The sequence below is a fragment of the Pseudomonas sp. UBA4194 genome, assembly GCF_002379585.1.
GTDB lineage: Bacteria > Pseudomonadota > Gammaproteobacteria > Pseudomonadales > Pseudomonadaceae > Aquipseudomonas.
Map to the genome: position 1 here is coordinate 1 of NZ_DFUE01000079.1, position 11,537 is coordinate 11,537.

The window sequence follows — 11,537 nt, forward strand, 5'->3', positions numbered from 1 at the left end:
AGCGCAAGCGCGGCAAGCTGCATGAACTCAATCAATTGCTGCGCGGTGCCACCGATACCAGTTTTGGCGATCCTTCCCAGGTGCCTGCCGACGTCCGTTTCGTGATTACTTTGGACGCCGACACCCGCCTGCCCAGAGACGCCGCCCAGCGCTTGGTCGGCAAGCTCGCGCATCCACTCAACCGGCCACGGATGAGCACGGACGGGCGCCGCGTGGTCACCGGCTACGGCATCCGGCAACCGCGGGTCACCCCTTCGCTGCCGCTGGATGGCCAAGGCTCACTGTACCAACGGCTGTGCTCCAGCCCCGGCGGGATGGACCCGTATGTGGCGGCCGCCTCGGACGTCTATCAAGACCTGTTCGGCGAAGGTTCGTACACCGGCAAGGGCATTTACGATGTGGATGCCTTCGAAGCAGCGCTGCAGGGCCGGGTCGCCGACGACAGCATGCTCAGCCACGACCTGTTCGAAGGCATCTATGCCCGCGCCGGACTGGTCAGCGAGATCGTGGTGGTGGAAAGCTTTCCACCGCGCTTCGACGTCGATGCGCGCCGCCAGCACCGTTGGACGCGCGGTGATTGGCAGCTGCTGCCCAGCCTGCTCAAAGGCGACCTGCCGGCACTGGGGCAGTGGAAGGTCTTCGACAATCTGCGCCGCTCGCTGGTAGCCCCGGCGACCTTTGCCGCACTGTTGCTGAGCTGGTTGCTGCCACTGCCGCTGGCGTTGCTGACCACCGCGGCGCTGTTGACCTGCAATGCCGTGCCGGTGTTCTTGCCGACGCTGCTTGGGCTCATTTCCCGGCGCACCAATGTGCGTTGGGCCAGCCATGGGCAGAAGCTCAGGGCAGCCCTGCGCCTGGCCAGCGTGCAATTTGCGCTGAATCTGGCTCTGCTGGCGGATCAAAGCTGGCGCATGCTCGATGCCATCGGTCGAACGCTTTACCGGATCGGCATCAGCCGACGCCACCTGCTGGAATGGACCACTGCGGCGCAAACCGGTAGCTCACCGACCCCGACCCTGAGCCAAAGCTACCGGCGCATGTTGCCCGGTTGCCTGCTGGCCGTCGGCGGCTGCGCGGGTGTATCGATCGTGTCGCCCGCTGCGTGGCCTCTGGCCTTGCCTGCACTGCTCCTATGGCTGAGCGCACCTGCCATCGCCTTCTTCAGCAGCCGTCCGGATCATGCCGAAGCGAAGCCGTTGACCGTGCAGCAGGCCAGTGAACTACGCCTGGTGGCCCGTCGCACCTGGCGCTACTTCGAAACCTTCGTCACCGCGCTGGAAAATCATCTGCCGCCCGACAACTATCAGGAAGATCCCAAACCTGTCATCGCCCACCGCACCTCCCCTACCAACATGGGCCTGTATCTGCTGGCCGCCGTCAGTGCACGGGACTTCGGCTGGCTCGCCACCTTGCCCGTGGTCATCCGACTGGAACGCACCCTGGGCGTGATGGAGCAGTTGCCACGCTTTCGCGGGCATCTGTTCAACTGGTATGACACCCGCGATCTGCGTCCGCTTCAGCCCAGTTACGTCTCGGCAGTGGACAGCGGCAATCTCGCGGGCCATCTGATTGCCCTGGCCAACGCCTGCGAGCAATGGGCTCGCGAACCATCGCCCAACCCCTCCCCCGGACTGCTCGATACCTTGCAGTTGGCGATGCAGGAATGCGGCCGGCTGCCGGCGTTGCTCCGACTGCAAAGCTGCCTGAGCAAGGCCGGACCGTTCGGCACACTGGCCGATGAGCTCACCCAGTTGTTACGCGAACTGCATGGCGAGCAACCCCAGGCCTATTGGCTGTCGGCGTTCAGGCTGGCGCTGGCCGAACACCTGCAACAGCCCCCTGCCGACCTGTCGGTGCGCTTGCAGCGCCTGGCCCAGCAATCTCGTGCCATGGCCATGGCCATGGACTTCGCCTTTCTGATGAACGCCGAACGTGGACTGCTGGCCATCGGTTATCGAGTCAACGACCATCAGCTGGACAGCAACTGCTACGACCTGCTGGCTTCGGAAGCACGCCTGTCCAGCCTGTTCGCCATCGCCAAGGGCGATGTGCGCAGCCGTCACTGGTCACGCCTGGGACGCACGGCGACACCCATGGGCAACGGCTCGGCGCTGATTTCGTGGTCGGGCTCGATGTTCGAGTACCTGATGCCCTCATTGGTGATGCGCGCGCCGGCTACCAGCCTGCTGGCGCAGACCCACCGCCTGGTCGTGGAGCGTCAGCAGGCCTACGGCAGCGCGCTGGACATCCCCTGGGGCATTTCCGAGTCAGCCTATAACGCTCGCGACATTGAATTCACCTACCAGTATTCCAACTTCGGCGTACCGGGGCTGGGGCTCAAGCGCGGTTTGGCGGACGATCGCGTGATAGCGCCCTACGCCACCGCTTTGGCGGCCATGGTCGACGGCCCGGGGGCCTGTGCCAACCTGGCGACCCTGAGCGGCCTGGGCGTCATGGGCCAATACGGTTATTACGAAGCGGTGGATTTCACCGCCAGCCGACTGCCCGAAGGCGCAGGCTTTGCCATCGTGCGCAACTACATGGCGCACCACCAGGGCATGAGCATCGTCGCCATCGCCAACGTGATCCTGGGCGGGCTGATGCGCGAGCGTTTTCACCGCGAACCGATGATCCAGGCCTGCGAGTTGCTGTTACAGGAGCGCACGCCCGCCGACGTGATCGTGGCCCCGCCGCGAGCCGAGAATGCCTACCGGTCTGCCGCCAATGTGCTCGAAGGCAGGGGGTCACGGCACCTGCAAGGTCAGGCAGTGGCAGCGCCGGTCTGCCATGTACTCTCCAATGGCCGCTATTCGGTGATGCTTACCGGCGCGGGCACGGGCTACAGTCGCTGGCGCGACCTGGCCGTGACGCGTTGGCGTGAGGATCCGGTTCTGGACCCGTGGGGGTCGTTCGTATTCGTCCAGGATCTGGACAGCGGCGACACCTGGTCTGCCGCCGGCGGCATTGCGCAAGGTCGATACGGCGATGTGACCTTCGCCGAGGACCATGCCCAGTTCGTTCACCACCACGGCACGCTGGGTAGCACCATGACGGTGCTGGTATCAGGCGAGGACGACAGCGAGGTCCGCCATGTGACCCTGGCCAATGACGGCGCCCAACCGCGACGGATCGCGCTGACGTCCTACAGCGAACTGGTGCTGACCAGTGCTGCGGCCGATACTGCCCATCCGGCGTTCGCCAAGCTGTTCGTGGTGACCGAATACTGGCCGGAATACAGCGCCCTGGTGGCCACTCGCAGACCGCGGGCTGCGGGCGAACCGATTATCTGGGCGGCCCATTTCGCGGTGTCCGAGGCAGAAATGGACGGCCCTGTGCAGTACGAAAGCGATCGTGCCCGATTCCTCGGTCGCAACCGTGAGCTGCGCGATGCTCTGGCCCTGCAGGCCGGCACCCCGTTGTCCAATACCGTCGGCACCGTACTGGACCCGATCTTTGCCCTGCGCCACAGCTTTCTCGTTGCTGCAGGAGCAACCCTGGACGTCGCCTTCTGGACGGTGGTGGCCGACAGTCGCGAGGGCCTGCAGGGGCTCATCGACAAGCATCACGAGCACAGCGCATTCGAACGCGCCAGAACCCTGGCCTGGACCCAGGCTCAGGTGCAACTGCGGCACCTGTCCATCGAAGCCGACGAAGCGGCGGACTTCCAGAGCCTGAGTGGCGCGCTGTTGTATGCCGACCCGATCTGGCGCGCCAGCCCCATGAATATCCTGCGGGGCACTACCTGCCAGGCGGGCCTGTGGCCCATGGGCATCTCCGGCGACCTGCCGATCGTGCTGTTGCAGATCGATGACAGCGAGGACCTGGCCCAGGTGCGCGAGCTGCTGCTGGCCCATGAATACTGGCGGATGAAGCGCCTGAGCGTGGATCTGGTGATCCTCAACGAGCGCGGCGCCAGCTATCAGCAAGACCTGCAAGTGGCGGTAGAGACCGCTGTGCGCAGCAGCCAAGCTCGCCCTGGACCGTCCCTCGAGCTAAGCAATGGTGGCGTCTACACGCTGCGCGCCGACCTGCTGCAAGGGGATGCCAGAGCCCTTCTGCTGGCGGTAGCACGGATTGTCCTGCGCGCTCGGGTCGGAAGTTTGCGCGAGCAGATCCTCGCGCGTCCGGCTGCACACGCCCTGCAACCGCAGCAGCGGTGGGCACCGCCGGCGCAAGTGACCGCCCCGCAAACCGATAGTGCGCGTATGGAACTTGAGTTCTTCAATGGCCTGGGGGGCTTTGCCAAAAACGGCCGTGAGTACGTTACCGTGCTCGAGAACGGCGCCCGCACCCCCGCACCGTGGATCAACGTGGTGGCCAACGCCAATTTCGGCTTCCAGGTGGCCGCCGATGGCAGCGGCTACACCTGGGCCTCCAACAGTCGCGAGAACCAGCTGACGCCCTGGAGCAACGATCCGGTGGCGGACCGCTCGGGCGAGGCCATCTACGTGCGAGACAACACCAACGGCGTGGTCAGCGGGCCGTGCGCCTGGCCCCTACGCGATGCTGGCCGGTACATCGCCCGGCACGGCTTTGGCTACAGCCGTTTCGAGCACACCGCCAACGACATTGCCATGAGCCTGTTGCAGTACGTCCCCCTGCACGACCCACTGAAAATCTCCCGCCTGACCCTGCACAACCTCAGCGACAAGCCCCGCCAATTCAGTGTATTCACCTATGTGGAATGGGTACTGGGAACATCACGCGCCGCAACTGCCGCGCACCTGACGGGCGAGGTGGACGCGCGCACCGGCGCGCTGCTCGCGCGCAACCCCTGGGCCATGGGATTTCCGGGCCGGGTAGCGTTTTCCGATCTGGCCAGCGGAATCGGTCATTGGTCCAGTGACCGCCTGGAGTTCATCGGCCGCCATGGGAGTCTGGCGGCGCCCGCCGCCCTGGCGGTCGATCGACCTTTGAGCGGCAGCGGCAGCGCGGGCACCGACCCTTGCGCCGCGCAACAACACAACCTGCTGCTGGCTCCCGGACAAAGCATCGAGCTGATGTGGCTGGTAGGCCAGGCGGCCTCGCTGGAGGGTGCGCAGCGCATGATCATGCAATACCGCCACGCCCCGCGGGACGCGGTCCTGGACATGGTGCGACACGACTGGCACAGCAAACTGGGCGCCGTTCAGGTGAAGACCCCGGATCGGGCGCTGGACATCATGCTCAACGGCTGGCTGCTCTATCAGACACTGGCGTGCCGCCTGTGGGCTCGCGCTGCGTTCTATCAGGCCAGCGGCGCCTATGGCCTGCGCGATCAACTGCAGGACGGCCTGGCCTTGAGTTTCGCTGCGCCCCAACTCAACCGCGAGCACCTGTTGCGCGCCGCCGCCCGGCAATTCCCCGAGGGCGATCTGCAACATTGGTGGTTACCGCACTCCGGCCAGGGCGTGCGTACCCGCATCAGCGACGATCGCGCCTGGCTGGTCTATTGCACGGCCATGTACGTCAGTACCAGCGGTGATGTGGCTGTGCTGGATGAATCGGTGGACTTCCTTCAGGGCCCGCCGTTGAAGCCGGACGAGACCGATCACTTCTTTACGCCTGGCCCCTCTGAAACGTCCGCGACCTTGTATGAACATTGCGTCAGGGCTCTGGAGCAGAGCCTGGAGCAGCTGGGCGACCTGGGTCTGCCGTTGATCGGCAGCGGCGACTGGAACGACGGCATGAATCGGGTGGGCGAACAGGGCCGCGGCCAAAGCGTATGGCTGGGGTGGCTGTTGCTCGATACCCTGGAGCGCTTCATTCCGCTAGCCTGGCATCGTGACCTGGCCACAGCCGAACGTTGGCAGGCTGGATACCTGAAACTGCAAGCCGCGATGGAAGCCCATGCCTGGGACGGGCAATGGTATCGCCGCGCGACATTCGACGACGGCACCTGGCTGGGCACGGCCGGGAACGCCGAATGCCGAATCGATTCCATCGCCCAGAGCTGGGCGGTACTTAGCGGCGCGGCACGACCTGAACGTGCGCAACAGGCAATGACTTCACTGGGCGAACACCTGGTGCGTGATCATGACCGGCTGGCCCTGTTGTTCACGCCGCCCTTCGCTCATTCCAGTCCCGATCCGGGGTACCTGATGGCTTATCCGCCAGGGTTGCGCGAAAACGGCGGGCAGTACAGCCATGCCGCCATGTGGGCCGTGCTCGCCTACGCTCGACTGCAAAGGGGCAATGAGGCCCTGGCACTGTTCAACCTGCTCAATCCGATCAACCACGGACTCACACCCAAGGCCGTGCAGCGCTACAAGGTGGAACCCTATGTGATTGCCGCCGATATCTACTCCCAGGCGCCCCACGTAGGTCGTGGCGGCTGGACCTGGTACACCGGTTCCGCGAGCTGGATGTACCGCGCAGGCCTGGAGGGCATTCTGGGGCTGCGGCGCGAGGGCGCCTGGTTGTACCTCAAACCGGGTATGGCGACGCATTGGGCCGGGTATGAGGTCGAGGTGAACGTGCTGGGCACGAAGCTGCGGATCAAGGTGCAGCGGCAGGGGGATGGCGATGGGACGTGCCATGCTGTGCTGGATGGGCGCGTGGTGGACAGTCATGGGGGGGAATTCAGGTTACCTCTCGATGGTGTGGATCATGAGGCTGTGGTGGTCATGGTCCCCTCACCCCAGCCCTCTCCCTGAGGGACAGGGGCTGTTCGCAACAGGACGTTCCTGCGGCAACATTTTTCATTTGCCGCAACCCCCTACGCAGTCATAGGATGACCGATCACAACAACAACTCAAAGGACTGCACATGTACAAACCTCTGCTGCTCGCCGCCGCCATTGCCGGCTCCGCTGCTGGCACCGCCCAGGCCGCCACGTTCGCCTACATTTCCAGCCCTGTCGATGGGTTGATTTCCCAGTACAGCCTCGACGAAAACAACGGTGCCCTGAAGCTGGTCAATCAGACCAAGGCCGGTGATCAGGTCAACCCCCTGGCCCTGAGCCCGGACGGCAAGACCTTGTACGCGGCGTTACGGGTCAAACCCTTTCGCGTGGTGGCCTACGACATCGACCCACGCAGCGGTGAACTGAAACAAGCCAGTGAAGCACCGTTGGCCGAGAGCTTCGCCTATCTGTCCACCGACCGCACCGGCAAACTGCTGATGGGCGCTTCCTACGGCGGTAACCTGATCAGCGTCCAGCCCATCGACGCCGATCACCGGCCGAGCGCGGATATCAAACGCTATCCTACCGGCCCCTACGCCCACTCGGTGCGCAGCGACCCCAGCAACCGCTTCGTCTACGCCGGCAACCTAGGCGTCGACCAGGTGTTGCAGTTCAAGCTAGACCCCAACAGCGGCGCGCTGGAACCGATTGGCAGCGGTCATGTATCCGTCGCGGCGAAGACCGGGCCACGACACATTGCCTTCGCGCCTGGCGGCAAGTTCATTTACGTGGTGGGCGAACTGAGCGGCACCGTACACAGCTTTGCCATCGACCCGCAGACCGGTGCGCTGACCCCCGTGGCCGAAGCCAGCGGCATCACTCCGGAGATGAAACTGGTGCACGGCGAGATCCGCAATGCCGGCAACAACGACCTCAAGGACGACCCCACCCCACGTATCTGGGCAGCAGACCTGCGGGTATCCCCGGATGGCAAGCTGATCTACATCACCGAACGTACCACCAGCTCGGTGTCGGCCTTCAGCACCGACCCGGCAACCGGCGAGCTGAAATACCTGGGCAATTACCCGGTGCAGGAAAAGCAGCCACGCAATATCGCCTTCTCGCCGAACGGACGCTGGCTGCTGGTCACGGGCGAAAAAAGCGCCAAGGTCGGCAGCTACTCGGTGGGTGTGAACGGGGCACTGCAGCGCATCGGTGAGGCGCCATCAGGTGACGGCGCTCTGTGGATCGAGGTTCTGACGCTGCCAGGCGCCTAACGACTGGCGACGATGAACAGGCGGGGGAATGGGAGCAGGACGCTGCCATCGGCCGACGGCGGATAGGCGTCGGTCACCGCCAGCAGATACTGATCGAGGAATGCCTGTTTCTCCGTCTCGTCCAACGGATCGAGAAACGGGCGCAACGCCGAACCCTTGAACCATTCCACCACGGCCTGAGCGCCGCCCTCCAGGACGTGGTAATAGGTGGTGCGCCACACATCGACCTTGATGCAGTGGGGTTTGAGCAGATCGTAGTAGCGCTCCACGCTATGGCGGGGGTTGTGGGCGATGTGCGCGACCTTGCTGGCCCACGGACCATTCCCCGCCACGGCACGCGCCAGCCGATGGGCGGGTTCGTCGAGGTTATCCGGGGTCTGGATTGCCAGGCTGCCGCCGATGTTCAAGCGGCTCACCAATGACGGATACAGCACCTCGTGGTCTGGCAACCATTGCAGTGAAGCATTGGCCAGGATGACGTCGTATTGCCCAGAGGGTTGCCAGGCGCCGATGTCGGCGAGCTCGAAGCTCAATGCCGGCAGGCGCTGACGGGCGGATTCGAGCATATCCTCGGAGCTGTCCAGCCCGGTCACCACTGCATCTGGGTAACGTTGGGCGAGTATTTCGGTGGAGTTGCCCGGGCCACAGCCCAGGTCGACAGCCTGATGCACAGGGTGATCGGGAATGGCGGCGACGAGGTCGCGAACCGGGCGGGTGCGTTCGTTTTCGAAGGCGGAATATTGTTTGGCCGACCAAGTCATCGCGGAATCCTTTTATTGGGTTTGCAGACTGCCCCTAGGATATCCGCGAATGCCACGAGTGCCAGGTCTTCAGGCCAACAGATTATTTAAACTTCGTGTCACGAAGTTTTCTGCGCCTTGGCCTGAGCAGGTCGGCGTGCCGGCAGGCTGAATGCGTAAGCCGTGGCTTCCTCCTGGGTGGCGAACGACGCCAGCCTGTCACCTTCGGTGCAGACGGTCCAGGCGCCGGCTTGGACGCGAATCAATTCGTAACCGTGTACGTGGATTTTCTCGATGGGCGCGACGCTCATGGTCGTCTCCTGTCAGGGCAATGGATTGGCTTGCCCCGACAAGTGTAGACGCTGCTGGCGATTCAGCCCCGCGCCTTGCCCAGCCACTCCACCGCCGTGCGCCACACGCAGATGCCGAGGAAATATGCCGAAGCCGCCAGCCACAGCCCCATGACCACAGGGTTGGTACCGGGATGATTGAAGATCAATACGAAGGTGCACAGCAGCCAGATAGACGTGGCAGCGATATTGATGGGCATGAAGCGGCGTACGCGGAACGGGTGCAGGAACTTCATCTTGGTCACGGTCAGCAGCGCCAGCACCACCACGGTCAACAAGGTGATCCAAGGCGACGGCGAAATGATGTAGAGGCACAGGGCAACCACGTTCCATGCGGCCGGAAAGCCGACGAAGTAGTTGTCCTTGCTCTTCATGTTGACGTTGCAGAAGCAGAACAGCGAGGACACCAGGATGATCGTCACGGTGATCAACAGGGTGAATTCGGGCAGTGGGATGTAGCGGTAGATGAACAGTGCCGGAATGAACACGTAGGTCAGGTAATCGATGACCAGATCCAGGGTCGAGCCGTCGAAGTGCGGCAGCACCGACTGTGTGTTGACCTTGCGTGCCAGCGAGCCGTCGACACCGTCGACCACCAGGGCCAGGCCCAGCCACAGCAGGCAGATCTTCGGCTGTCCGTCGAACAGGGCCAAGGTGGCAAGAAAGGCAAGCACCACACCGGTCGCGGTGAAGCCGTGGGCGCCCCATGCTTTGAGCGTGGCCGAGGGTCTGATCAGTATCACGGGGTGTTCTCCAGAAATTGAACGGGCCAAGACAAGCGCTGGCGATAGACACAGCATTGACCCGAAAGCGGCACAAGTAAAATGGTTGGCCGCAGCTATCGACCGAGTTGGGAGCAATAAGGTTCACACCCCGGCCGCGGCTAGTGTCACAGGTAAGCCCAGTGGCTGCCAAGCGATTCACTGCATTGAGTTTTTTTTGTGCGCGCAGGCGTTGACCGGCGCTCGGTTGTGCGGAGTAAGATGAAGCCACTGTTCATCGCTCCAGGCCTCGGGAGGAACCTCGTCTCTTTCGCCACGCCAACCGGACCCGGCGACCTGTCGACAGCCTGCATCGGCACGCTGCCCCAGCCGTCCACCATCCAGATGCGGCCAGCGCCCTGCCCTGCGCCACATTGCTTTAAGGGAATATAGAATGGCCCCAAGAAATGTTATCAATGCCTCGGTGAGCCCCAAAGGCAGCCTGGAAACCCTTTCCCAACGCGAAGTGCAACAACTGAGCGCCGCAGGCTCGGGCAGTACCTACACCCTTTTCCGCCAGTGCGCCCTGGCCATCCTCAACACTGGCGCCCATATCGACAACGCCAAGACCATCCTCGACGCCTACAAGGACTTCGAAGTTCGCATCCACCAGCAGGACCGTGGCGTACGCCTGGAGCTGCTCAACGCTCCGGCCGACGCCTTCGTCGACGGTGAGATGATCGCCAGCACCCGCGAGATGCTGTTCAGCGCCCTGCGCGACATCGTCTACACCGAGAGCGAGCTGGACAGCCAGCGCATCGACCTGAGCAATTCCCAAGGCATTACCGACTATGTCTTTCACCTGCTGCGCAATGCCCGCACCCTGCGCGCCGGTGTCGAGCCCAAGATGGTGGTGTGCTGGGGTGGGCATTCGATCAATTCGGACGAATACAAATACACCAAGAAAGTGGGCCATGAGCTGGGCCTGCGCAAACTGGATATCTGCACCGGTTGCGGGCCGGGAGTGATGAAGGGTCCGATGAAGGGCGCGACCATTGCCCATGCCAAGCAACGCATGAGCGGCGGTCGCTACCTGGGCCTCACCGAGCCGGGCATCATCGCTGCCGAGGCGCCGAATCCGATCGTCAACGAACTGGTGATTCTGCCGGACATCGAAAAGCGCCTGGAAGCCTTCGTTCGCGTGGGCCACGGCATCATCATCTTCCCTGGCGGTGCCGGTACGGCCGAGGAATTCCTCTACCTGCTGGGCATCCTGATGCACCCGGACAACCGCGAGCTGCCGTTTCCGGTCATCCTCACCGGGCCGAAGAGCGCGGCGGCCTACCTCGAGCAGCTGGATGCGTTCGTGATCGCGACCCTGGGCGAAGCGGCCAGGCAGCACTACCAGATCATCATCGACGACCCTGTCGCGGTGGCGCGGGAAATGACCGAGGCGCTGAAGAACGTCAAACTGTTCCGTCGCGAGCGCAACGACGCTTTCCACTTCAACTGGCTGCTCAAGATCGAGGAAAGCTTCCAGCGCCCCTTCGATCCTACCCACGCCAACATGTCCAACCTGCAACTGAGCCGCGAACTGCCGGCCCACGAGTTGGCGGCCAACCTGCGTCGAGCCTTTTCCGGCATCGTCGCGGGCAACGTCAAGGACAAGGGTATTCGCCTGATCGAGGAACATGGGCCGTATGAGATCCATGGCGACTCGGCCGTGATGGAGCCACTGGACAAGCTACTCCAGGCGTTCGTTGAACAGCATCGGATGAAGTTGCCGGGTGGCGCGGCCTATGTGCCGTGTTATAGGGTTGTGACCTGATCCAGGCGGGTCTTTTAATCTGCGGTGAATGGTCCCC

6 protein-coding genes are annotated in these 11,537 nt (G+C 63.4%); 3 read left to right on the forward strand and 3 right to left on the reverse strand.

Annotated features, from left to right (window positions below; all coding sequences use genetic code 11):
* The first annotated feature begins 191 nt into the window (after positions 1-191).
* Both B3397_RS19170 and B3397_RS19175 read left to right on the forward strand, forming a co-directional pair.
* Positions 192-6,635: a GH36-type glycosyl hydrolase domain-containing protein gene (locus B3397_RS19170; RefSeq protein WP_296253158.1), complete on the forward strand. Its 6,444-nt coding sequence runs from the start codon at positions 192-194 to the stop codon at positions 6,633-6,635.
* A 112-nt stretch (positions 6,636-6,747) separates the two neighbouring features.
* Complete coding sequence (locus tag B3397_RS19175) at positions 6,748-7,881, forward strand: lactonase family protein (protein ID WP_296253160.1); 1,134 nt, start codon at positions 6,748-6,750, stop codon at positions 7,879-7,881.
* Here B3397_RS19175 and tam read toward each other — a convergent pair.
* The 3 genes from tam to pcsA form a co-directional block, all read right to left on the reverse strand.
* Positions 7,878-8,642 (reverse strand): trans-aconitate 2-methyltransferase, encoded by a 765-nt coding sequence (gene tam, locus B3397_RS19180; protein ID WP_296253163.1) that lies wholly within the window; start codon positions 8,640-8,642, stop codon positions 7,878-7,880. The genes B3397_RS19175 and tam overlap by 4 nt on opposite strands.
* A gap of 98 nt (positions 8,643-8,740) precedes the next feature.
* Complete coding sequence (locus B3397_RS19185; RefSeq protein WP_296253164.1) at positions 8,741-8,932, reverse strand: DUF2188 domain-containing protein; 192 nt, start codon at positions 8,930-8,932, stop codon at positions 8,741-8,743.
* 62 nt (positions 8,933-8,994) lie between these two features.
* Positions 8,995-9,714, reverse strand: a complete 720-nt coding sequence (pcsA, locus tag B3397_RS19190; protein WP_296253166.1) for a phosphatidylcholine synthase — start codon at positions 9,712-9,714, stop codon at positions 8,995-8,997.
* 412 nt (positions 9,715-10,126) lie between these two features.
* Between pcsA and ppnN the strand changes: the two genes are divergently transcribed.
* Positions 10,127-11,500 carry a nucleotide 5'-monophosphate nucleosidase PpnN gene (ppnN, locus tag B3397_RS19195; protein WP_296253168.1) on the forward strand — a complete coding sequence of 458 codons (1,374 nt, stop codon included), beginning with the start codon at positions 10,127-10,129 and terminating at the stop codon, positions 11,498-11,500.
* Positions 11,501-11,537 lie beyond the last annotated feature (37 nt).

Coding starts and splice junctions, on each gene's coding strand:
- B3397_RS19170 (WP_296253158.1), top strand. CDS start 192: ATGAGCACGGACGGGCGCCGCGTGGTCACCGGCTACGGCATCCGGCAA.
- B3397_RS19175 (WP_296253160.1), top strand. CDS start 6,748: ATGTACAAACCTCTGCTGCTCGCCGCCGCCATTGCCGGCTCCGCTGCT.
- B3397_RS19185 (WP_296253164.1), bottom strand. CDS start 8,932: ATGAGCGTCGCGCCCATCGAGAAAATCCACGTACACGGTTACGAATTG.
- tam (WP_296253163.1), bottom strand. CDS start 8,642: ATGACTTGGTCGGCCAAACAATATTCCGCCTTCGAAAACGAACGCACC.
- ppnN (WP_296253168.1), top strand. CDS start 10,127: ATGGCCCCAAGAAATGTTATCAATGCCTCGGTGAGCCCCAAAGGCAGC.